Genomic DNA, 22,404 nt, shown 5'->3' on the forward strand with positions numbered 1-22,404 from the left:
AAGCCTAGGTTCGGTGGCCGACGGGGGGGGTGCGACGGTGGTTGGTCACGTGCGGGTTGTGGGGGTTTGGTATCAGGCGCCGGGACGTACGGTCACGTCGTTGATCTCCGCGTCTCTCGGGAGGTCCAGGGCGGTCAGGATCGTGGTCGCCACCGACTCCGGGTCGATCCAGCGGGACGCGTCGTACTCCTTGCCCTCCTGCTGGTGGACCTTGGCCTGCATCGGGCTCGCCGTGCGGCCGGGGTAGACCGAGGTGACCCGGACGCCGTTGCCGTGTTCCTCGTGCCGGAGGGAGTCGGCGAGAGCCTTCAGGCCGTGCTTGGAGGCCGCGTACGCCGACCAGCCCGCGTGGGCGTTGAGGCCGGCGCCCGAGTTCACGAAGAGCACGTGGCCGCGGGCGGCGCGCAGTTGGGGCAGGAAGTGGCGGGTCAGTTCGGCCGGTGCGACCAGGTTGACGTTCAGCTGGTGGCGCCAGGACTTCGGGGTCAGCTCGCCGATCTCGCCCAGGTCGACCACGCCCGCGATGTGCAGCAGCGAGTCGACCCGGTCCGGCAGCGTCTGGTGCGAGAAGGCCCAGGAGAGCTTGTCCGGGTCCGCCAGGTCGCCCACCAGGGTGCGGGCACCGGGGAGCCCGGCGGCCAGTTCCTTCGCTCGGCCCGCGTCGCGCGCGTGCAGGACGAGGTCGTCCCCGCGCGCGTGCAGTCGGCGGGCCACGGCGGCGCCGATGCCGGAACCGGCACCGGTGATCACATGAGTTGCCATGAGGGCCATGCTCGCATCAGCCGGCGCTGCGGGCCGCCTCCAGGTGGGCGAGTACCTCGGCCGGCTCCTCGGCGAAGAACATCAGCTCCGCCAGGGGGCGGGGCAGGAAGCCCTCCGCCTCCATGCGGTGGAACTGCTGCTCAAGGCCGTCGTAGAAACCGGCGGTGTTCAGCAGGACGACCGGCTTGTCCGTGCGGCCGTGCTTCTTCAGCTCCAGGATCTCGGTCGCCTCGTCCAGGGTGCCGGTGCCGCCGACCATGATCACCACGGCGTCGGCCTTCTCCAGGAGGAGCCGCTTGCGCTCGGCGAGGTCGGACGCGATCACCATCTCGTCGGCGCCGGGGCGGACCTTGTTCGCGAGGAAGCCGACGGAGACGCCGATCAGCTTGCCACCGGCTTCCTGGACGCCGTCGGCGACAACCTTCATGAGGCCGACGTTGGAGCCGCCCCAGACCAGGGTGTGGCCGCCCTTGCCGATCAGTTTCCCGAAGTCACGGGCGGGGCCGGTGTAGCGGGCGTCGAGATCCGCCGCGGAGAGGAAGACACAGATGCGCATGGAGTCAGGGTAGGCGTGGCCGGGTGGCGGGTGCGGGCCGCGGGTAGCCGGCCTCGCACTTCCCGGCGCCTCCGGGTGAAGAAGCCGCCCTCGGGAACAAGCGGGCGCCCGTCGACGTCAACCACATATGCCCTCAGGACACACGATCACCATCGAGCAGTCCCCGCAGCACGTGCGCGTCGCACACGGCGATCTGATTCTCGCCGAGAGCGACCGGGCCCTGGTCCTCCACGAGACCGGCTGCCCTCCGCGCTACTACATCCCCGCCGAGGACGTCCGCCTGGATCTCCTCACGCCCTCCGAGTCGCACAGCGTGTGCCCCTTCAAGGGAACCGCCTCCTACTGGTCCCTGCCGGACGCGCCGGACCTGGTGTGGGCCTACCCCGACCCCAAGTCCGACATCGCTCAGATCAAGGACCACCTCTGCTTCTACGAGGTAGAGGTCACCGGCTGACGCCTGCCGTGTCCGCCGTCCGGACGGTCGACGCGATCGTCGCGGAGCCGACGACCCGGGTGTCGTCGTACAGGACGATCGCCTGGCCGGGGGCGACGCCCCGGACCGGCTCGGTGAACGTGACGCGCAGCTCGCCGTCGACCGGTTCGGCGCTGACCTCGGTCTCGCCGCCGTGCGCGCGGAGCTGGGCGGTGTAGCGGGCCGGGCCGGTGGGGGCGGTGCCGCACCAGCGGGGCTTGATCGCCGTCAGTCCGCTGACGTCCAGGGCGGCGGCCGGGCCGACCGTGACCGTGTTGTCGACCGGCGAGATGTCGAGGACGTAGCGCGGCTTGCCGTCGGCCGCCGGGGTGCCGATCCGCAGCCCCTTGCGCTGGCCGATGGTGAAGCCGAACGCGCCCTCGTGGATGCCGACCTTGGCGCCGGACTCGTCGACGATGTCGCCCTCGGCCCTGCCGAGCCGCTGGGCCAGGAAGCCCTGGGTGTCGCCGTCGGCGATGAAGCAGATGTCGTGCGAGTCGGGCTTCTTCGCGACCGCGAGACCCCGGCGCTCGGCCTCGGCGCGGATCTCGTCCTTGGTCGTCAGGGTGTCGCCGAGCGGGAAGAGCGCGTGGGCGAGCTGCCTCTCGTCCAGGACGCCGAGGACGTACGACTGGTCCTTCGCCATGTCGGAGGCGCGGTGCAGCTCACGGGAGCCGTCGGGGAGCGTCACGATCTTCGCGTAGTGGCCGGTGCAGACCGCGTCGAAGCCCAGCGCGAGCGCCTTGTCCAGCAGGGCCGCGAACTTGATCTTCTCGTTGCAGCGCAGGCACGGGTTGGGGGTGCGCCCCGCCTCGTACTCGGCGACGAAGTCCTCGACGACGTCCTCGCGGAAGCGGTCGGCGAGGTCCCAGACGTAGAACGGGATGCCGATGACGTCGGCGGCGCGGCGGGCGTCGCGGGAGTCCTCGATGGTGCAACAGCCCCGCGCGCCGGTACGGAAGGATTGGGGGTTCGCGGAGAGCGCGAGATGGACGCCGGTGACGTCGTGGCCCGCCTCTGCCGCACGGGCGGCGGCGACGGCGGAGTCCACGCCGCCCGACATGGCGGCGAGGACGCGGAGGGGGCGGGTGCGCTGCGGGGTGTCAGTCATAGCCCCTCCAGGGTAAGGGGCCACGGGAACCAGGACCCGCGAGTATCCGTTGGGGATCACATGGGGGCGACGACTGGTGATCGGGACCGGCGGATCGGGCGGCGGGCGCTGCTGGTCGGCGGGGCGGCGGCGGCCGCGGGCACGGTGGCGCTGACCAGGGACGAGCTGACGCGGCTGTACTGGCGGCTGCCGGGGGTGCGCAAGGCGCGGGTGGCCGGCGCGGTGGACTTCAGGAGTGCGCGCTGGGTGGCCGCGTCGCCCGCGAACTACCGGACGGCGAACCGGCCGGACGACTATCCGATCGACCGGGTGGTCATCCATGTCACCCAGGGCGGCTACGCGAGCGCGGTGAAGGTCTTCCAGGACCCGGCGCACGAGGCGGCGGCGCACTACATCGTGCGCAAGGACGGGCGGATCACCCAGCTGGTCCGCGAGCTGGACGTGGCGTTCCACGCGGGCAACCGGTCGTACAACGAGCGCAGTGTCGGCATCGAGCACGAGGGCTTCGTGGACCGCCCGGAGGACTTCACCGACGCGATGTACGCGGCGTCGGCGCGGCTGACGGCCGCGATATGCCGGCGGTACGGCATGTCCATGGACCGGGAGCACGTGATCGGTCATGTGGAGGTGCCGGGGACGGACCACACCGACCCGGGCAAGCACTGGGACTGGGGTCGCTACATGGGTCTTGTACGGCGGGTCGGACAGGCCTGACCCCAGGTTCCGCATGTGACTGAATCGTTATCCTGTGCTCGCTCTGCGCGTTGTCTGTGTCCGTTGCGTCCCCCACCCCAGGCGCTAGCTGCGCCTGCTCAACTCCGCCCCTTTTCAAGGGAGTTAAGCATCTCCAGCATCCATGGCCCCCGCACAGTCCCCCCGCTCTCCTCCTAACTTCGCCTCAGATTTCACACAGAGCTCAGGTCAAACATCCCCGCCATGACCCACACCTCAGAGCCCTCCTTCGAGACGGGCGGCAGCGAAGAGCAGGACACCCGCGGCAGGCGCCGGCGCGCCAAGGGCGCGGAACACTCCAAGGCCGAGCGCGTCACCGGGGCCGAGCACTCCAAGGACGCGACGGCCAAGCGCGGCAAGGGCGTTCACCGGCGGAAGTTCCTCGGCGGCATGGCCGGCGTCGGCCTGGGCGCCGTCGCCGCGGGCGGCGCGACCTTCGCCCTGCTGACCGACGCGAACGGCAACAAGGCGGGCGCCGCGACCAACACCGCCACCCTGTCCATTCCGGACCTCCTGGAGGGCACCACCTCCGACAGCACCACCACCTACACGCTCGAGGCGCAGACCGGCAGCGCCGAGGTGATCAGCGGTGTCACCAGCACCACCGCGGGCTACAACCAGTCGTTCCTCGGCCCGACCATGAAGTGGACCAAGGGCAACACGGCCCTCCTCAACATCACCAACAGCCTGGGCGAGGACACCACGGTCCACTTCCACGGCGCGCACGTCCCGGCCAAGATGGACGGCGGTCCCCAGGTCGCCTTCTCCGACGGGGAGACCTGGTCGCCGACCTTCGAGGTCCTCGACGAGCCCATGACGCTCTGGTACCACCCGCACGCCCTGGGCACCACGGCCAAGCAGGCGGTGCACGGCCTGGCCGGCATGATCATCGTCGACGACAGCGACAACACCACCAGCGCCGCGCTGCCCACCACCTACGGCACCGACGACATCCCGCTGATCTTCCAGTGCCTGGCCGTGGACGCCGACGGCGACATCAAGTACGACCTCACCGGCTACCTCGGCGGCGACCTGACCTACCCGCTGCTGGTGAACGGCACCAACGTCGACGACACCACGCTCACCTTCTCGGCGACCAAGACCCGGACCCGGTTCCGGCTGCTCAACGCCTCGCCGTCGGACATCATCACGATCCAGCGCAGCGACGGCGGCACGATGTCGCAGGTCGCCACCGACCAGGGCTATCTGTCCGCGGCGGCGGACGTGACCGAGATCCGGCTGGTGGCCGGCGCCCGCGCCGAGATGGTCATGGACCTGTCGGACGACGTCACCCTCCAGGCGGTCGTCACCACCGGCTGGGTGCGCGGCGGCAGCGGCACGTACGACTTCCTGACCGTCTCGGCCGGCGGCACCGACACCCCGGACGACCTGCCCACCTCGCTGCGGACCATCGACCGGTACGACACCAGCGACTTCACCGCGCGGACCATCACCCTCGGCCAGTCCGGCACGACCATGACCATCAACGGCTCGGCCGGCACGAGCATGAGCTCGATGGCCATGATCAGTACGACGCTGGGCTCCAAGGAGATCTGGACGATCAAGAACGGCACGCAGCTGGAGCACTCGTTCCATCTGCACGACGTGCCGTATCAGCTGATCTCCATCAACGGCGAGGATCCGACCGGCGTCGAACTCGGCTGGTACGACACCTACGAGGTGGTCGGCGGCGGCTCCATCGAGATCGCCATGGAGTTCACCGACTTCAGCGACGACACGTACATGTACATGCTCCACTGCCATCTCCTGCAGCACGAGGACGAGGGGATGATGGCGTCCCTCATGGTCACCGAGAGCTAGCCTGAACCTGGTTCTCGGGAAGGCTGCCGCCGGCGGTGGAAGCGCCGGCGGCAGCCTTTTGCCGTGTTCCGCCCGCAGGGGGGCGGGGACCGCCGCACTCGGGTCCGACACACGAAACACCGGCCCGGTGACCACGACTGAGTCGGTCACCGGGCCGGTGGCGGTGTCAGGGGCGCCGGGCCCCGCTGTCTCAGGAGGTGCTGACACCCACGGTGAGCGTCGCCTGGTACCCGTCGGAGACGCTGTCACCCAGTGCGGTCAGGGTCAGCAGGCCGGAGGAGGCGCCGCCGTCGTCGTAGATGGTGTCGTCGTCGAGGAGGGTCTCCGCGGTGGTGTTGTCGGAGTACGGCGAGACCGCCTGGACCTGGGCGTTGAGGTCCGCGTCGAAGAAGAGCTGGCCGGTGTGGATGATCGAGCCGCCCGTGTACGAGTCGTCGGTCAGTGTCACGTCGGTGTGCACCCGCATGTGGACGTGCACGGCCCGGGAGACGTAGTGGCCCGGCCAGATCGAGATGAGGCTCACCTCGCCGTCGGCGTCGGTCAGTTGGCCGCCGCGCAGGAAGGTGCCGTCGTCGTCCTCGGTGTGGCCGTTCTTGCCGACGAAGCCGGAGTACTCGCCGAGCGCGTCGCAGTGCCAGATCTCGACCAGCGCGTTCTCCAGCGGAGCACAGTCGTTGGCCTCGTCGACGACGGTGAAGGTGTACTGGACCTCGACGCCTTCCTTGTCCTCGCGGACGTCCTCTCGCACGAGCGCACCTTCGAGCGAGTAGGGCCCCTCGGTGACCTCGGCGTTGAGGGAGCAGACGCCGGAGGAGGCGTCGCTGGTGACGGTGGTGGAGGCGCCTGCGTCGGCCTCCGGGGCGGTGGTGGTGTCGGCGGAGGCGAGGCCCGCGGCCAGCAGTCCGCCGGCCGCGGCGACGGTGGCGCCGCCGATCAGCACGCGCCGCCGTTTCATGGTGTGGTCCATGCGGTGCCGGCCCGGCCGAGCGGAAACGGAGTCGGAGTCGGAGGGATCGGGTGCGGGGCTCTGCGCGGAGGCAGAGAGGTTGTCTGTCATGTCAGCAGAAGCTAGAGAGCCACCTGAGGTGTGCCCTCGCCCCGCGCTGTGCGCATGCTGATGAGAAATCTCGCAACTCGGCTTCTTTGGAAGCGACTTGGGGTCAATACCGCGTGTCGCGGAGCACCGTCGAAGTGGCCGGGATCAGCTCAGTCCGGCGGCCCGGGCCCGCTCCACCGCCGGTCCGATCACCTTCGCGACCGCCTCCACGTCGGCCTGGGTGGAGGTGTGGCCGAGCGAGAAACGGAGGGTGCCGCGGGCCAGGTCCGGGTCGGTTCCGGTGGCCAGCAGGACGTGACTGGGCTGGGCCACCCCGGCCGTGCACGCGGAGCCCGTCGAGCACTCGATGCCCTGGGCGTCGAGCAGCAGGAGCAGCGAGTCGCCCTCGCAGCCGGGGAAGGTGAAGTGCGCGTTGGCCGGGAGGCGGTCGACCGGGTCGCCGCCGAGGATCGCGTCCGGTACGGCCGTACGCACGGCGTCGATCAACTGGTCGCGCAGGGCGCCGATCTCGCGGGCGAACCACTCGCGGCGCTCGACGGCGAGGTTCGTCGCGACCGCGAAGGAGGCGATCGCCGGGACGTCGAGGGTGCCGGAGCGGACGTGCCGCTCCTGGCCGCCGCCGTGCAGGACCGGTACGGGGGTGTACTCACGGCCGAGGAGCAGGGCTCCGATGCCGTAGGGGCCGCCGACCTTGTGGCCGGAGACGGTCATCGCGGCGAGGCCGGAGGCGGCGAAGTCCACCGGGGTCTGGCCGACCGCCTGGACCGCGTCGGCGTGCAGGGGGATGCCGAACTCGCTTGTCACGTCGGCGAGTTCGCGGACCGGCAGGACCGTGCCGATCTCGTTGTTGGCCCACATGACGGTGGCGAGGGCCACGTCGTCGGGGTTGCGGGCGATCGCCTCGCGCAGCGCCTCGGGGTGGACCCGGCCGTAGCTGTCGACGGGGAGGTACTCCACCGTCGCGCCCTCGTGTTCGGCGAGCCAGTGGACCGCGTCGAGGACCGCGTGGTGTTCGACGGGGCTGGACAGGACGCGGGTGCGGGTGGGGTCGGCGTCGCGGCGGGACCAGTACAGGCCCTTGACCGCGAGGTTGTCGGCCTCGGTGCCGCCGGAGGTGAAGACGACCTCGCTGGGGCGGGCGCCGAGTGCTTCCGCGAGGGTTTCCCTGGATTCCTCGACCGTGCGGCGGGCCTTGCGGCCTGAGGCGTGCAGGGAGGACGCGTTGCCGGTGACGCCGAGGGTGGCGGTGAGGGTTTCTACCGCCTCCGGGAGCATGGGGGTCGTGGCGGCGTGGTCGAGGTAGGCCATGATGACGTCGATTCTACGGGGGGCGGGGTGAGGGTCGCCCAGCGCCGTAGGAGTCGATCGCCGTGAGCGGGTGCGGGCCGCCGGCGGCTGGTCGCGCCCACGCGGCGGAGCCGCACATGGACACGGCCCCGCGCCCCTGAGGGGGCGCTTCCCTGAACGGGGTTTGCAGGGTCCCGTTCACAAGCTCCAGGACACCGTGTTCGAGACGTCCATCGCGATGCCCAGGATCGCCAGGTCCGCGATGCCCAGGGCCAGGCCCAGGTAGGCGCGGCCCTTGCGGCTCGTGCCGCGCCACAGGGACACCAGGGCCAGGACGATCGCGATCGGGCCCAGGAACAGGTTCAGGACGAGGAGGCCGAGGAGGCCGAGGATGAAGGACGCCACGGCCATGCCGTCGGCGTCGCGGGTGCGGGGTTCGGGGCGGGTGGCGGCCGGGGCGGTGAGGTGCAGCATGGCTCAGCTCCTGGAAGTCGTGGTGGACGGTCAGTTGGCCGAGGTGCGGCGCCGGCGGGCGATGCGCTCGCGGAGTGCGAAGACGGCCAGCCAGACGGCGATCACGGCGGCGAGTCCTGCGGTGACGCCGAGCGGCGCGTGGGCCACGGTGCCCAGCACCACGCCGAGCAGCATGAGTGCGGCGACGAGGAACAGCATGGGATTCGATCCCCCCTCCGTTAAGTTTGGGTGAACGGTTGTAGTAACAGTTGTTCACTGACTTTGAGTCTAGCAACTCCCACGGCTTTTCAATTCCGGAGAACAGTTGTTAACTGGATGACATGAGTCACACCCTCGGCATCCGACAGGCCCAGAAGCAGAAGACCCGCCAGGCATTCCTGGACGCGGCGCTGGGGCTGCTGGAGGAGCAGAGCCTGAGCAGCCTGGGACTGCGCGAGGTCACCCGGGCCGTCGGGGTCGCCCCGACCGCCTTCTACCGGCACTTCCGCTCCACCGCCGACCTGGGCGTCGCCCTCGTCGACGAGGCGCTCGGCAGCCTGCACCCCATGGTCCGCACGACCGTCTCCACGCCCGGCCCGGAGCGCATCACCCGTGCCGTACGGCTGATCGCCGACCATGTGGCCGCGCACCCGGCGCACGTGCGGTTCATCGCCCGGGAGCGGCACGGCGGGGTGCAGCCGGTGCGCGAGGCCATCCGGGACCAACTGGCCCGGTTCGCCGAGGAGGTCAAGACCGAGCTGGCCAGGGACCCCGAGGCCGCCGGGTGGAGCGACGACGACCTGCTGATGCTCGCCCACCTCTACGTGGACCAGATGCTCATCACCGCGTCCCTGTTCCTGGAGACCCTGGAGTCGCCGGAGCCCTCGGATGCGGAGCGGCAGCGCGTCACCCAGGTCGCCGCCCGCCAGATGCGACTGATCAGCCTCGGCCGGCAGCACTGGCTGGACTAGGGCCTTTCCGGCGGATCATGCCGCAGACGCGGGGCCTGCCACGTCCACCTGCGGCGTTGTCGTCGGTTGTCAACGTCCCCCAGCCTTCGGCCGGGGGTGCCCCCACCGCGTTGCCGCCCTCCTGCGCCTTGCAGTCGGACGCACCAGGCCCCGCTCACCGGCGCTGATGATGTGCCGTTGTTCTCCTGCGACCTGATCCGCCGGACAGGCCCCAGGGCCGGGCAACGCGAAGGGGCGGTGCGTCCGGTCGCCGGACGCGCCGCCCCTGTCGTGCCACGCCTGGTGTCAGCTCTTCGTGGCCTGCTGGGTCGGAGCCCCGCTGGGCGCCGCACCGCCCGCGCCGGGACCGCCCTGGCCGCCGCCGCAACCGCCGCCGCCCTGACCGCCGCCGGGGCCGCCCTGGCCGCCGCCCGGACCCCCGCTCGGCATGCCGGTGGGGGTGCCGGTCGGCTTGACGGTGGAGTTGCCCGTGGGCGCACCGGAGGGAGCACCACTCGGCCTCCCGGAGGCGTTGCCGGTCGGCATGCCCGACGGAGCCTGACAGGACTGCGTTTGACCGGAGTTGCCGCTGCCGGACGACGACGAGTCGCCCGAGCCGCACGCGGTCAGCAGCAGCGGAGACACGGCGAGCAGGGCGACCGCGGGGACGAGACGTACACGCTTCATGAGAGACAGCTCCATAAAGGATGAGGGAGTCCTGAGGCGTGGCACTCAACCAACGGCGCTTAGGGCGTACTTGGGCCCGCACTGTCCCCGGCCTGTGATTCGGGTAAAGAGAGGCTCAAGTCACCGCGCTGACCTGCGTCTTTCCGGACGGTCGCGGTTTACTCGCTGGTACATGTCCGTGACAGAACGGGGTTCCGGCGGATACGTCAGCCGAGGCGGACCCGGGCCAACTGCCGTGACTGGGCGACCAGTCGGTCCGCGCTGTCCCAGACCTCGGCGTCCTCCTCCAGGAAGCCGCCGGCCAGGTTGCGGGTGGTGACGGAGACGCGCAGCGGGCCCGGGGCGGGGCGGTGGCGGACGTGGACGGTGAGTTCGACCGTGGGGACCCAGCCCTTGAGGCCGATCTCGAAGGCGGTGGGCGGCAGCGCGTCGACCGCCAGCAGCAGGGCGAGGGGGTCGGTGTCGCGGCCGTCCGCGAGGCCGAACCAGGAGCGCATCTCGCCCTTGCCGGAGGGGGCGCCGAGGGCCCAGCCCAGGGTGGCCGGGTCCAGCTTGAGCATCAGGCGTTCGGTGATGGCGGAACTGCCGTCGACGGGCGCCGGCCCGTCCTCGGGGCCGAAGCACTGGTCCATGGGCGGGATGGCCGGCGGGGTCGCCGTGGTGCGCACGTCGTCGGGGAGGGCGGCGAGGTCGCCGTAGGAGGCGAGGACGCGGATGCGTTCGACCTCGTTGCCGTCGTCGTCGTACTGGAAGAGCGAGGCCTGGCCGGTGGAGAGGGTGCGGCCGGTGCGGACGGTGTCCGTGCGGATCACGGCCGGCCCCGGCTGGGACGCGGTCAGGTAGTGCGCGGAGATGGTGAACGGGTCCGGATGCGGCAGCGTGTCCGCGAGGGCCCGGCCGAGGACGGCCAGCAGATAGCCGCCGTTGACGGCGTTGATGATGGTCCAGCCGGCCGAGAGGTCGATGTCGTAGACCCCCGGCACGCGCCGGGTGACCGCGGTGTCGCGGTCGAACTCGCTGTCGCCGATCACGGCTCGCGTGGAAGCTGCTTCTGGCATGGCTGAACAGTACAACAGGAAATTACTAAGCGGTAGCTTTCCCGGATGGGTGCCGCCGGTACGGCGATCAGCCAGTAAGGGATCCACCCCGCCGGGTGAGGTTCCGGCAATTTCTAGGTAAGTGTCCGGACACGTCCGTAACCCGGAGCCGGGAATTCCCCTCTATGGGGACATGAGCCTCACCGGGACTCCGTTCCTCTACACGACCATCGTCCTGTCCGTGGTCGCCCTCATACTGCCGCTCGTCCTGTGGTCGAGGATGCGCGGGCCCAAGGCCGTGCGCACCGTGGCCCGGGTCCTGATGCTGCTCTTCGCACAGGCCACCGCGGTGACGCTGATCTTCGTAGTGGTCAACAACCAGAACGACCTGTACGACAACTGGGCCGACCTGCTCGGCACCGGCGACCACGTCCAGCAGGCCGCGAACCTCGGCCAGGACGGGACCGGCGGCATAGCGCTGAGGCGGTTGCCCAAGGTGAGGCAGACCTTCACGGCGGCCGAGGGAGCGGCCATGCACGCGGCCGGCGGGGTACGGGTCACCCAGCTCAAGGGCCGGGTCTCGGGCGTGAACGCCGAGGTCTACGTCTGGCTGCCGCCCCAGTACGACGAACCGGGGTACCGCAACCACAGGTTCCCGGTGGTGGAGCTGCTGCCGGGCTACCCCGGCTCGGCGAAGGCCTGGTTCGGTTCGCTGAAGGTGCACGAGCAGCTGCTGCCGCTGATGAGGAGCGGCAGGGTCGCGCCCTTCATCCTGGTCGCCCCGCGCACCAACCTGCTGGCCGGTGTGGACACCGGCTGCGCCAACATCCCGGGCACGGTGAACGCCGACAGCTGGCTCAGCATCGACGTGCCGAGGATGGTGACCGACAACTTCCGCGCCGCCGCGGCTCCGGCGAACTGGGCGGTCGCCGGCTACTCGGCGGGCGCGCACTGCGCGGTCAAGCTGGCCGTCGCCCACCCGGACCGCTACCGGGCCGCGATCAGCCTGTCCGGCTACAACGACCCGATCGGCGAACGCAATTCACTCGCCGCGCAGAGCGTCACCCTGCGCGAGCGGAACAACCCCTATCTGCTGCTCAGGAAGGCGGCCGTGCCGCCCCGGATCGCCCTCTACCTGTCCGGTGAGTCAGGCGACGGCTACCAGGCCGGAGTGGCGCTCGAACAGCTCGCCAAGGCCCCGACCACCGTGCACGTGGTGTTCCTGCCGCGCAGCGCGGGCGGCCACAACATGGCGCTGTGGCGGCCCCAGGTGCCGGCGGTCTTCGAATGGCTGACGGTCAACATGGGCCAGAGCCGTGCCCGGTCCGGTACTACTCCTCGCGAACCGTCGTCCGCCGGTTCCACGCACGCGGCGCTCGCCAGTGGAACCGCATCGCGAGCAGGCGCAGCACGAAAGCGGTGACGACCGCGAGCCCGCTGGTGAACGGGGTCAGCGCGTCGTAGTGGATGCACAGCGCCACCATCGTCGCCCCGACGATCGCCGGGACCGCGTACAGGTCGCGGTCCCAGCGCAGCAGCGAGGGAACCTCGTTGGCGAGCACGTCCCTGAGCACACCGCCGCCGACCGCGGTGGCGAGCCCCAGGGCGACCGAGGCGGTCAGGTTGAGGCCGTAGGAGTACGCCTTCGTGGTGCCGGTGACGCAGAACAGGCCGAGGCCGGCCGCGTCGAAGACCAGGACCGACGACTGGATGCGCTCGACGTGCGGGTGCAGGAAGAACACCACGAGCGCCGTGAGCAGCGGGGTGCTGAAGTACCCCAGGTCCGTGAAGGCGGCCGGGGGCACCGCCCCGATGATCACGTCCCGGAAGATCCCTCCGCCCAGCGCGGTGACCTCGGCGAGCACGGCGATGCCGAAGACGTCGAAGTTCTTGCGGACGGCCAGCAGCGCGCCGGAGATGGCGAACACGAAGATGCCGATGACGTCGAGCGTGTGCTGGACGGAGGGAGAGAAGAGTTGCTGCAGCTGCACCCTGACATTGTGACCTGTCAGGGTGCATGAACCTTACAAAGCCAGGCTCACAGGGCGGGTTTCCCTGTGGTGAACAGCCAGGTCTGGAACAGGTCGTCCAGCTGCTGCCCGGAGACCTGCTCCGCGAGCCGGATGAAGTCGGCGGTGTCGGCGTTGCCGTAGCGGTGCAGCTTCGTCCAGGCGGGGAGCAGCTTGAAGAACGCGGTGTCCCCGATCCGTTCGCGCAGCATCTGGAGGGTCATCGCACCGCGCTGGTAGACGGCGGAGGCGAACATGGTGTCGCGCTGCGGGTCGGCGACGACGGTCCCCCAGAAGGGGTTGTCGGCGGCGCGGGAGTTGTAGCCGGCCAGGAAGGAGTCGTGGGCCGAGCGGGTGCCCTGGTGCTCCGCCCACAGCCACTGGGCGTAGGTGGCGAAGCCCTCGTTGAGCCAGATGTCCTTCCACTGCGCCACGCTCACCGAGTCGCCGAACCACTGGTGGGCCAGTTCGTGCACGATGGTCGTCTCGTTGCGCACCGCCGAGTAGGCCGGCTTGCTCTGCACCTCCAGCGAGAACCCCGCCTCCGGCATGTCGTCGACGATCGCGCCGGTCTCCTCGAACGGGTACGGCCCGAAGACCTGCGACCAGTAGTCGGTGGCGGCGGCCGTCACGGCGTACACGTCGACGCTGTTGCTGTTCGCGAGGACCGGGTCGATGGCGACGTAGATCGGGATGCCGGAGGGCGTCTTCCCCGTCCGGACATCGAACTTCCCGATGGTGGCGGTGGCGAGGTAGGTCGCCATGGGCCTGTTCTCACGCCAATGGCTGTACGTCGAGGCGCCCTTGTCGTACGTCGAGACCAGCCGGCCGTTGGAGACGCCGGTCAGGCCCTTCGGCGCCTTGATCCGGATGTCGTAGGTGGCCTTGTCGGAGGGGTGGTCGCTGGACGGGAACCAGGTGGAGGCGGCGTTGGGCTCGCAGGCGACGAAGACGCCGTCCGCGGTCTTCATCCAGCCGTAGTCGGAGCCGAAGACGATGGGGCCGTTGAGGGCCTCGGGTATCCCGCCGTAGGTGACGGAGACGGTGAACTCGTGCCCCTTGGGCAGCGGGTTCCTCGGCGTGACGGTGATCTCGTCGCCGGTGCGCGTGAACTGGGCGCGTCTGCCGTTCACTTCGACACGCGTGACCTCCAGCTTCTGGAGGTCGAGATCGAAGGAGGAGAGGTTCTGGGTGGCGCGGGCGGTGAGGGTGGTGAGGCCGTCCAGGCGGTCGGTGTCCGGGTTGTACGCCACGTCGAGGTCGTAGTGGCGGGCGTCGAAGCCGCCGTTGCCGAGCTGCGGGAAGTAGGGGTCATCGATGCCCGCGGCGCCCGGGGTGGGGGCAGGGGCGGCCGCGATGACGAAGGAGGCGGCTGCCGCGGTAGCGACAGCCGCCAGACGTGCCGAACGGGAGAGGCGCATGAGTCGTCCCTTTCGAGCGTGCTGGTCAGCGAACAGACACGGTCGACTCTGCGCCCTCCCGTTAGGGCATGTACATGCCTTTACCCAGTTGTGTCATGGGCTACTTCTCCGTTGACTCCTGGGAGTTCTGTGCCTCACCTGTGGAGGCGTCGGCAGCCTCGGACTCCTCGGCCGTCTCCGGTGCCTCGGCCTCGGCGGCCGGTTCCGGCGTCTCCGTCTCGGCGACCGTCTCCGGCGTCTCCGCCTCGGCGACCGTCTCCGGCGTCTCCGTCTCGGCGGCCATCTCCGCCTCCAGTGCGGCCACCGCCGCGGACGTCTCCGCCGACTCCGCCAGCACCTCGTCGGCGACCAGCTCGGCCGCCTCCTTGGCCACGGTCAGCAGCACCGTGTCCTGCGGGGCCTGGTCCTCGAAGTTCTCCGGGTGGTGGCAGGCGACCTGCTGACCGGGCTTCAGCTCGACGAGCTTGGGCTCGGTCGTCTTGCAGATCTCCGTCGCCTTCCAGCACCGGGTGTGGAAGCGGCAGCCGCTCGGCGGCGAGATCGGCGAGGGCACGTCGCCCTTGAGCAGGATGCGGTCGCTCTTGGCGTTCTTGCGCCGCGGGTCCGGGATCGGCACCGCCGACATGAGCGCCTTGGTGTACGGGTGCATCGGCGCCTTGTACAGCGACTCGCGGTCGGCCAGCTCCACGATCTTGCCGAGGTACATCACCGCGATCCGGTCCGAGACGTGCCGGACCACCGAGAGGTCGTGCGCGATGATCACGTACGTCAGGCCGAGCTCCTGCTGGAGGTCGTCCAGCAGGTTGACGACCTGGGCCTGGATCGACACGTCCAACGCGGAGACCGGCTCGTCCGCCACGACCAGCTTCGGGTTCAGGGCGAGCGCGCGGGCGATGCCGATGCGCTGGCGCTGACCGCCGGAGAACTCGTGCGGATAGCGGTTGTAGTGCTCGGGGTTGAGGCCCACGACCGACAGCAGCCGCTGGACCTCCGCCCTGACACCACCCGGGGGCGTGACGCCCTGGAGCTTGAAGGGAGTGCTGATGATCGTGCCGATGGTGTGGCGCGGGTTCAGCGAGGAGTACGGGTCCTGGAAGATCATCTGCACGTCGCGGCGCAGCGGACGCATGGCGCCCACACCGAGGTGGGTGATGTCCCTGCCCTCGAACTCGATCGTGCCGCCGGTCGGCTCCAGCAGCCGGGTGATCAGCCGGCCCATCGTCGACTTGCCGCAGCCCGACTCGCCCACGACGCCCAGCGTCTCACCGGACTTGACCTCGAAGTCGAGTCCGTCGACCGCGTGCACCGCACCGGCCTGCCGCTGGAGCAGGCCCTTTTTGATCGGGAAGTGCTTCTGGAGCCCGGTCACCTTCAGCAGGGTCTCGCCGGGGGCGGCGTCCTTGGTGAGGGTGGCACCTTCGCTCTGCGCAGGGATGGTCACCGCTTTGTCCTCGCTCACAGCTTCGGCGCAATCTCTTCGGTCCAGATCCGCTCCCGCTGCTCCTGCGTCATGTGGCAGGCGGCCCAGTGCTGGCTGCCGACCTCGGTCAGCTCGGGGCGGACCGTGCGGGTGACGTTGTCCTTCGGGACGTCGGCGTACGGGCAGCGCGGGTTGAAGGCGCAGCCGGACGGAACGTTGATCAGTGAGGGCGGGGAGCCCTTGACCGGGATCAGGCGGTCCTGCTGCTCACGGTCGAGACGGGGCATCGAGCCGAGCAGGCCCCAGGTGTAGGGGTGGCGGGGCTCGTAGAACACCTTCTCGGCCGGTCCGCGCTCGATGCAACGGCCGCCGTACATCACCAGGATGTCGTCGGCGAGCTCGGCGACGACGCCCAGGTCGTGGGTGATGATGATGACGGCGGAGCCGAACTCCGTCTGCAGATCCCGGATCAGGTCGAGGATCTGCGCCTGGACGGTCACGTCCAGGGCGGTCGTCGGCTCGTCCGCGATGAGCAGCTCGGGGTTGTTGACCAGCGACATCGCGATCATCGCGCGCTGGCGCATACCGCCGGAGAACTCGTGCGGGTAGCTGTCGACGCGCTTGTCCGGCTGCGGGATGCCCACCCGGTCGAGCATCTCGACCGCACGCCTCTTCGCGGTCTTCTTGTCGACGTCGTGGTGGATCCGGTACGCCTCCACGATCTGCTTGCCGATCGTGTAGTACGGGTGCAGCGCGGACAGCGGGTCCTGGAAGATCATCGCCATGTCGCGGCCGCGCAGCTTGCGCACGTGGTCGGGGTCGGCGGACAGCAGCTCGGTGCCGTCCAGCCAGATCTCGCCGGAGATCTGCGCCTTGCGCTTGCCGTACTGGCCGGCGGTGTGCAGGCCCATGATGCCGAGCGAGGTCACCGACTTGCCGGAGCCGGACTCGCCCACGATGCCGAGGGTCTTGCCCTTCTCCAGCGTGAAGCTGAGCCCGTCGACGGACTTGACCAGGCCGTCGTCGGTCGGGAAGTGCACCTTGAGGTCGCGCACTTCCAGGAAGGACGTCGGGGCGGGCGAGGTGAGCGTGGGCTCCCCCACAGCCGCTCCGCTTCGGTGCAGTTCGGTCATCCCAGCCTCACTCGCGGGTCGATGGCAGCGTACAGAAGGTCCACGGCGAGGTTGGCGACGGCGATCGCGAGGGCCGCGAACAGGGTCACCCCGAGAATGACCGGCAGGTCATGACTGCTGATCGCCTGGACCGCGGCGAGGCCGAGGCCAGGAAGGTTGAAAGTGGACTCCGTCAGCACGGCACCGCCGAGCAGCGCACCGATGTCCAGGCCGAAGACGGTGAGGATCGGGGTCATCGCGGAGCGCAGGGCGTGCCGGGTGATGACCACCCGCTCCCCGAGTCCCTTGGCCCGGGCGGTGCGGATGTAGTCCTCTCCGAGCACCTCGAGCATGGTGGCCCGGGTGAGGCGTGCGTACATCGCGGCGTTGAGCAGGGCGAGCACGATCCATGGCAGGAGCAGTGTCTCGAACCACACCCCGATGGAGTCGCCCGTGTTGAGGTCGTCCTTGAGGTGGATCCAGCCGAGGCTGTGCACGAAGAGACCCATGGCCACCATGCCGGTGAAGAAGACCGGCAGGGAGACACCCCCGAGCGCGCCGACCATCGCGGCACGGTCCCAGAACGAGCCCCGCTTGAGCGCGGAGACGATACCGGCGGCGACACCCGCGACCAGCCACAGGACACACGCGCCGGCGGCGAGCGCGCCGGTGACGGGCATCGCCTCCTTCAAGGTGTCCCACACCGGCTTCTCGGTGACGAAGGAGTAGCCGAAGCAGGGCGCGGGGCAGTGCGTGACGTCGTTTCCGTTGGCGTAGTCACGACCCAGCGGGATGCCCTTGATGAAGTCCCAGAACTGCACGAGCACCGGCTGGTCGAGACCGAGCTTGGTGCGAATGCCCTCGATCTGTTCGGCCCCGGTGGCCTTGCCCGCGAACAGGACGGCGACGTCCTGGCCCGCCCACTTGGGAAGGACGTAGAAGACGGTGAAGGTCGCGAGCAGAACGACCAGCACCATGACGATTATGGCGAACAGACGCCGGATGAGATAAGCAAGCACTGTGTGCGGCCCGGCGGTGGCCGGGCCTCCTCGTGGGAGGTCCCGACCACCGCCAGGGCCATCACCTGCCCTTCGGACTGGCGGGTTTCGGCGGCGAGGGTGCGATCACTTCGGGTGTCCGTCGACTACTTGACGACGCCCAGCGAGACGTAGTCGTAGCGGCCGTTGAAGGCAGCGGACGAGTAGATGTTCGTCAGACGCGGACCGCGCCAGGAGACGTTCTTCTCGTAGATGAACGGCATCCAGTCGGCGTTGTCGATGAGCTGCTTGTTCATCTCCTCGTAGTACGCGGTGGACTTGGCCGGGTCGGTCGACGCGATCGCCTCGTCGAAGAGCTTGTCGATCTTCGGGTCCTTGATCTGCGACTCGTTGTAGTTGCCGTTGTCGAAGATGAAGCGGCTGTCGAACAGCGGCTGGCCGTAGCCCTGGCCGGTGGGGAAGTCGGGGCCCCAGCCGCTCATCGTCATGCCGTAGCCGCGCGCCTTCACGACCTTCGGCGAGCCGGTGATGCTGGAGGACTGGGCACCGTCGATCGAGTCGACCTCGATCTTGATGCCGACCTTGGCGAGCTGCTCCTGCAGGGCCTCGGCCGTGTCCACCTCGGACGGGTTGTTGGTCCGCGCCGTGATCTTGGTGGAGAAGCCACTCGGCTTGCCACACTGCTTCAGCTCGTCCTTGGCCTTGGTGAGGTCCGGCTTGCCCTTGCGGGCCAGGATCCCGTAGGGGTCGTAGTCGGAGTAGCCAGGGATGGACTTCGGGAAGACCGAGTTGGCGATCTCGCCGCCCGCCTGGACACCGCCACGGGTCTGCTGCAGGCCCGCGAAGTCGGTCGCGTAGAAGACGGCCTTGCGGCAGTGGACATCGTCCAGCGGCTTCGCCGAGTGGACCAGCGCCACGTACCGGACGAAGGAGGTCTGGATGTTGTCGACGTCCGCCCGGTGGTCCTCCACCGCGGTGATACGGCCCGACTGGGTCATCCCGGTGCCGTTGACGTCGAGGTCGTAGTCACCTTCCATCAGCTTCTTGTCGTTCTCCTCCAGGTTGGCGGAGATCGTCACGGTGATCTTGTCGGGCAGCGCCGGACGGATCGGGTCCGAGGCCTTGTTCCAGGCGGTGTTGCGGACCAGCGTCAGGCTCTTGCCGGCGTCGTAGGACTGCACCTTGTACGGACCCGAGGAGAACGGGTGCTGGGTGTACTTGGCACCCGTGTCCTTGCTCGCCTTGACCGGTGCGCCGGTGGGCATGGCGAGGAACTGCTCGAAGTCGGCGTTCGGCTTGGGCAGTTTGAAGACGATGGTCTGGTCGTCGGGGGTCGCGATGGCCTTCAGACCCAGCTTGTCCTTGGTCTTGTCCTTGTACGGACCCTTGTACTCGCCCTTGGGGTCGAGGGTCTGCTTGATGTACGCCGGGCCTCCGGTGATCACATCGGTGGCCCAGATACGCTCGATGCCGTACTTGATGTCCGCGGAGGTCAGCTTGGAGCCGTCCTCCCAGGTGAGACCGGAGCGGAGCTTGTAGGTGTAGGTCTTGCCGTCGGCGGAGACCTGCGCGGGACCGGTGGCCAGGTCGCCGACCAGCTTGTTGGAGGCGTTACCCGGCTTGGTGTCATAGGTGACCAGGGTGCGGGTGAAGTACCGCATGAAGTCCCAGGTCATGCCGTAGTAAGTGCGCTGCGGGTCAAGGGAGTCGAAGTCCTGCTTGCCGATGAACTTCAGCGTCCCGCCCTTCTTGCTGGACGCGTTGACGACCTTGTTCAGGGCGGCGTTGAACCCGGCACCCTTGTCCTTGCTGTCGTTGTCGTCCCCGCTGCCGCCGCACGCGGTGGTACCCACCAGCGCTGCCACCACGAGAGACGCACCGGCGACAAGTCGCCGCCTCGGGAAACCTGTGGACATTTTCTCGTAACCTCCGAGATCCGCGTTCCCGGGCCTGTGCCGGAGAACCATGAAGAGAGCCACCTGACAGTAAGGCAGGGGCAAGAGGTGCGTCAGCGTGTTCCCTTGGGGTCCAGCGCATCACGCAGACCGTCCCCGAAAAGGTTGAAAGCAAGGACGGTGACGAAGATCGTGACACCGGGGAAGACCATGAACATCGGGTCGTGCTCGTAGGTCTGCAGCGCGTCACGGAGCATGCCGCCCCATGACGCGGTCGGCGGCCGCACACCCGCTCCGAGGAAGCTGAGGGCCGCCTCGGTGAGGATATTGGTGGGAATCATGAGCGTCGCGTACACCAGGATCGGTGCGACGAGGTTGGGCAGCAGTTCCCTGAACAGAATGTGCCGACGCCCGCCGCCCAGGCTTCGCGCGGCCTCGATGTACTCGCGTTCCCTGAGGCTGAGCGTCTGACCGCGGACGATGCGGCCGACGTAGGGCCACCCGAAGAAGCCGATGACCAGGACGAGGACAGCGATGCGCACTCCCGAGCCGGTCAGACCCAGCAGGTCGTCGGGGAGGACCGAGACCAGGGAGATGATGAACAGCAACTGCGGAAAGGAGAGCAGGGCGTCCATGATGCGGCTGATCAGCGAGTCGACCCAGCCTCCGAAGTAGCCCGCCACGACACCGAACAGCGTGCCGAGGACCACCGCGACCACCGCGGCGAGAAAGGCCACGAGGAGCGAAATACGGGCACCGTAGATGATGCGGCTGAAAACGTCCCGCCCCTTGTTGGGCTCGACACCGAAGAGGAAGTCACCGCTTACACCGCCCCAAGCGCCCTGAGGAAGGTTGGTGAACGGGTCCAGCTTCTCCTGGTGGAACTCGTTCGGAGGATGGCCGAGCAGCGAGACGATCAACGGAGCGAAGAGCGCGACCAGTACCAGGAAGACCACGAAGACGCCCCCCGCGAGCGCCACTTTGTCCTGCTTCAGACGGCGCCAGGCGATCTGCTTGAGGGTGCGGCCCTCGATCTTCGTGCCGCCTCCCGTCTCCGGCGACACAGTGGGGGCCGCTTCCGCGGTCGTGTCGTGCAATGGCGCCGTCATCTGGCAGGGACCCCTCTCAACCGGCGGTAGCCGGCGCGCGTTTGCCGCTGGTAGCGGCCTCGAACGATCAGTCACACAGAGGGCGAACCCCTAGCGATGGGAGTCTTAAACGCCCAGGTGATCAGTCGCCAGACTTGACGGCGAATGGATGCGCAACCGTGATGCAAGCAGCGGTTTCCCGTTATGCGGACGCGGGATCACGCGGGGCGAACACAAGGCCCACCGCCCCGGACCGGAGGAGTGATTCACTTCACGCCACAGAAACAACATGGAAGCATTCGCGGTCATTGCCCGGCAATCATCCGCCTGACCAATCGGGACAATCGACCCATCGGACACAGGGCCCATCAGGCACAAATGACGACATTTCAGGGTCCCTTGAGCCTTCGTCAGCCTCGCCCCGGGAACTCGCCCGGCGGATCCCGGAACCGGACGCCGGCGTCCCCACTGCCAACACGCTGAGCGCCCAACACGCCTTGATGCACGGGTAGTTGGCCGGGCGCATCCTGAACGGGCAATACGAGGCCTCAAATCGAGGTCAAGGCCGGTACCGGGCGACCGGCGTCTCAGTAGCCGCCGGGCGCGGGCGGATAGCCGTACCCGGCCACCGGAGCCGGTGGCAGTGCCGCGTGCGCCTCGCGGTCGTAGAACGGCCGTGCCGCCGCGCGCATCCACATCACCACCGGGTCGTACTCGTCGGTCATGGCGACCGTCGAGACCGGCAGCCCGTCCGGCACCGCCCCGATGGACTGCTGCATCATCGCCCGCACCGAGTCCACGGCCGGCGGCGACGTGTCGTACACGTCGAGCCCGATCGCGAGATACGGCGCGCCGAGCGCCGGCTGCACCCAGGCGCGCCGCAGGGAGCGGATCGCGGGCGTGCGGTGGGCGTTCTGCGACAGCAGCGCGTAGAACTGCGGGATCTCGATGGCCGGTTCCGCGAGCCGCAGCGGCCCCGCGGGCTGGCGGTCCAGGCCGGTCGCGATCCGGCGCAGATCCAGCCAGGGGACGCCGACGCCGCCGCCGGGGGCGTGCGGGTTGAGCCAGAGGCCGAAGTGGTCGGGATAGAGCGTGCGGGCCACGTCGAGACTGTCGACGACCTCGTACGAGCGGTTCCAGCCGCTGGCCGACAGTTCCTGGGCCGAGGTCACACAGGGGGCGTAGCCGTGGCCGTCGACCTCCATGTTCCCGTACTGGGCGTCGGGGGAGCCGGCCTGGCCGTGCCAGAGCAGCATCCAGATCTGGCCGGAGGAGGGCGTGGCGAGGGCGCGGAGGAGTGCCTCGTAGGCGTCGTAGCGCCCGGGGGTTACCTGGCGCAGCATGTGCTCGACCTGTCCGGTCGCCGCGGTGCCGCTGGCGCTCACGTGTTACCGCCCCTTCATTGAGTTGCCCCGCGTTGGAGGTCGCCCCGCGTTTGGAGACAGCTTAAGCGCCGAGGGGGTGGAGGCCGATGGTCCGTCGGCGGGTGCGGCTGGTCGGTGGCCGGTGGCGCCCACGCGGCGGAGCCCACATCGG

At 69.1% G+C, this 22,404-nt stretch carries 22 protein-coding genes; 5 read left to right on the plus strand and 17 right to left on the minus strand.

Features of this window, described 5'->3' with window-relative positions:
- Nucleotides 1–72: 72 nt before the first annotated feature.
- Nucleotides 73–771: an SDR family oxidoreductase gene (locus ACGFZQ_RS19410; RefSeq protein ID WP_393841377.1), complete on the minus strand. Its 699-nt coding sequence runs from the start codon at nucleotides 769–771 to the stop codon at nucleotides 73–75.
- A gap of 7 nt (nucleotides 772–778) precedes the next feature.
- The gene (locus tag ACGFZQ_RS19415; RefSeq protein WP_393841378.1) at nucleotides 779–1,318 is read right to left on the minus strand and encodes a TIGR00730 family Rossman fold protein; all 540 of its coding nucleotides are present in this window, start codon (nucleotides 1,316–1,318) and stop codon (nucleotides 779–781) included.
- 127 nt (nucleotides 1,319–1,445) lie between these two features.
- Here ACGFZQ_RS19415 and ACGFZQ_RS19420 point away from each other — a divergent pair, with 127 nt between their 5' ends.
- Nucleotides 1,446–1,772 (plus strand): DUF427 domain-containing protein, encoded by a 327-nt coding sequence (locus ACGFZQ_RS19420; protein WP_393841379.1) that lies wholly within the window; start codon nucleotides 1,446–1,448, stop codon nucleotides 1,770–1,772.
- Here the strand turns inward: ACGFZQ_RS19420 and mnmA are convergent.
- Nucleotides 1,762–2,901, minus strand: a complete 1,140-nt coding sequence (mnmA, locus tag ACGFZQ_RS19425; protein WP_393841380.1) for a tRNA 2-thiouridine(34) synthase MnmA — start codon at nucleotides 2,899–2,901, stop codon at nucleotides 1,762–1,764. The genes ACGFZQ_RS19420 and mnmA overlap by 11 nt on opposite strands.
- Before the next feature lie 60 nt (nucleotides 2,902–2,961).
- Here mnmA and ACGFZQ_RS19430 point away from each other — a divergent pair, with 60 nt between their 5' ends.
- On the plus strand, nucleotides 2,962–3,615 hold the full coding sequence (locus ACGFZQ_RS19430) for an N-acetylmuramoyl-L-alanine amidase (protein ID WP_351739614.1): 654 nt from the start codon (nucleotides 2,962–2,964) through the stop codon (nucleotides 3,613–3,615).
- 222 nt (nucleotides 3,616–3,837) lie between these two features.
- Nucleotides 3,838–5,454, plus strand: coding sequence for a multicopper oxidase family protein (locus ACGFZQ_RS19435; RefSeq protein ID WP_393841381.1), 1,617 nt, complete (start codon nucleotides 3,838–3,840; stop codon nucleotides 5,452–5,454).
- A gap of 190 nt (nucleotides 5,455–5,644) precedes the next feature.
- On the opposite strand, the gene ACGFZQ_RS19440 is transcribed toward ACGFZQ_RS19435, so the two are convergent.
- The 4 genes from ACGFZQ_RS19440 to ACGFZQ_RS19455 form a co-directional block, all read right to left on the minus strand.
- A complete protein-coding gene (locus tag ACGFZQ_RS19440; protein ID WP_393841382.1) occupies nucleotides 5,645–6,511 on the minus strand; it encodes an intradiol ring-cleavage dioxygenase in 867 nt (288 codons plus the stop codon).
- Between the two features lie 144 nt (nucleotides 6,512–6,655).
- A complete protein-coding gene (locus tag ACGFZQ_RS19445) occupies nucleotides 6,656–7,819 on the minus strand; it encodes a cysteine desulfurase family protein (RefSeq protein WP_393841383.1) in 1,164 nt (387 codons plus the stop codon).
- 177 nt (nucleotides 7,820–7,996) lie between these two features.
- Nucleotides 7,997–8,269: a DUF4190 domain-containing protein gene (locus ACGFZQ_RS19450; RefSeq protein WP_393841511.1), complete on the minus strand. Its 273-nt coding sequence runs from the start codon at nucleotides 8,267–8,269 to the stop codon at nucleotides 7,997–7,999.
- A 33-nt stretch (nucleotides 8,270–8,302) separates the two neighbouring features.
- On the minus strand, nucleotides 8,303–8,470 hold the full coding sequence (locus tag ACGFZQ_RS19455) for a hypothetical protein (protein WP_393841384.1): 168 nt from the start codon (nucleotides 8,468–8,470) through the stop codon (nucleotides 8,303–8,305).
- Between the two features lie 122 nt (nucleotides 8,471–8,592).
- Here ACGFZQ_RS19455 and ACGFZQ_RS19460 point away from each other — a divergent pair, with 122 nt between their 5' ends.
- Nucleotides 8,593–9,222 (plus strand): TetR family transcriptional regulator, encoded by a 630-nt coding sequence (locus ACGFZQ_RS19460; protein ID WP_393841385.1) that lies wholly within the window; start codon nucleotides 8,593–8,595, stop codon nucleotides 9,220–9,222.
- A gap of 285 nt (nucleotides 9,223–9,507) precedes the next feature.
- On the opposite strand, the gene ACGFZQ_RS19465 is transcribed toward ACGFZQ_RS19460, so the two are convergent.
- Entirely contained in the window at nucleotides 9,508–9,888 is a 381-nt protein-coding gene (locus ACGFZQ_RS19465) for a hypothetical protein (protein WP_393841386.1), read from the minus strand.
- A 206-nt stretch (nucleotides 9,889–10,094) separates the two neighbouring features.
- Nucleotides 10,095–10,946, minus strand: a complete 852-nt coding sequence (locus ACGFZQ_RS19470) for a thioesterase family protein (RefSeq protein WP_351739634.1) — start codon at nucleotides 10,944–10,946, stop codon at nucleotides 10,095–10,097.
- A gap of 172 nt (nucleotides 10,947–11,118) precedes the next feature.
- Between ACGFZQ_RS19470 and ACGFZQ_RS19475 the strand changes: the two genes are divergently transcribed.
- Nucleotides 11,119–12,348, plus strand: a complete 1,230-nt coding sequence (locus ACGFZQ_RS19475; RefSeq protein ID WP_393841387.1) for an alpha/beta hydrolase — start codon at nucleotides 11,119–11,121, stop codon at nucleotides 12,346–12,348.
- Here the strand turns inward: ACGFZQ_RS19475 and ACGFZQ_RS19480 are convergent.
- The 8 genes from ACGFZQ_RS19480 to ACGFZQ_RS19515 all read right to left on the minus strand — a co-directional run bounded on the left by ACGFZQ_RS19480 (nucleotide 12,257) and on the right by ACGFZQ_RS19515 (nucleotide 22,253).
- On the minus strand, nucleotides 12,257–12,916 hold the full coding sequence (locus ACGFZQ_RS19480; RefSeq protein ID WP_351739640.1) for a trimeric intracellular cation channel family protein: 660 nt from the start codon (nucleotides 12,914–12,916) through the stop codon (nucleotides 12,257–12,259). The genes ACGFZQ_RS19475 and ACGFZQ_RS19480 overlap by 92 nt on opposite strands.
- Before the next feature lie 47 nt (nucleotides 12,917–12,963).
- Nucleotides 12,964–14,355: a M1 family metallopeptidase gene (locus ACGFZQ_RS19485; RefSeq protein ID WP_393841388.1), complete on the minus strand. Its 1,392-nt coding sequence runs from the start codon at nucleotides 14,353–14,355 to the stop codon at nucleotides 12,964–12,966.
- 100 nt (nucleotides 14,356–14,455) lie between these two features.
- Entirely contained in the window at nucleotides 14,456–15,796 is a 1,341-nt protein-coding gene (locus tag ACGFZQ_RS19490) for an ABC transporter ATP-binding protein (RefSeq protein ID WP_393841389.1), read from the minus strand.
- A gap of 14 nt (nucleotides 15,797–15,810) precedes the next feature.
- Nucleotides 15,811–16,908, minus strand: a complete 1,098-nt coding sequence (locus ACGFZQ_RS19495) for an ABC transporter ATP-binding protein (RefSeq protein ID WP_351739649.1) — start codon at nucleotides 16,906–16,908, stop codon at nucleotides 15,811–15,813.
- A complete protein-coding gene (locus ACGFZQ_RS19500) occupies nucleotides 16,905–17,906 on the minus strand; it encodes an ABC transporter permease (RefSeq protein ID WP_351739651.1) in 1,002 nt (333 codons plus the stop codon). The genes ACGFZQ_RS19495 and ACGFZQ_RS19500 overlap by 4 nt, the downstream gene beginning before the upstream one ends.
- A gap of 125 nt (nucleotides 17,907–18,031) precedes the next feature.
- Nucleotides 18,032–19,801, minus strand: a complete 1,770-nt coding sequence (locus tag ACGFZQ_RS19505; protein WP_393841390.1) for an ABC transporter substrate-binding protein — start codon at nucleotides 19,799–19,801, stop codon at nucleotides 18,032–18,034.
- A 92-nt stretch (nucleotides 19,802–19,893) separates the two neighbouring features.
- Entirely contained in the window at nucleotides 19,894–20,889 is a 996-nt protein-coding gene (locus tag ACGFZQ_RS19510; protein ID WP_351739656.1) for an ABC transporter permease, read from the minus strand.
- Between the two features lie 566 nt (nucleotides 20,890–21,455).
- Entirely contained in the window at nucleotides 21,456–22,253 is a 798-nt protein-coding gene (locus ACGFZQ_RS19515; protein ID WP_351739659.1) for an enhanced serine sensitivity protein SseB C-terminal domain-containing protein, read from the minus strand.
- Between the last annotated feature and the right edge of the window lie 151 nt (nucleotides 22,254–22,404).

The organism is Streptomyces sp. NPDC048254 (assembly GCF_043201895.1).
Taxonomy (GTDB): domain Bacteria; phylum Actinomycetota; class Actinomycetes; order Streptomycetales; family Streptomycetaceae; genus Streptomyces.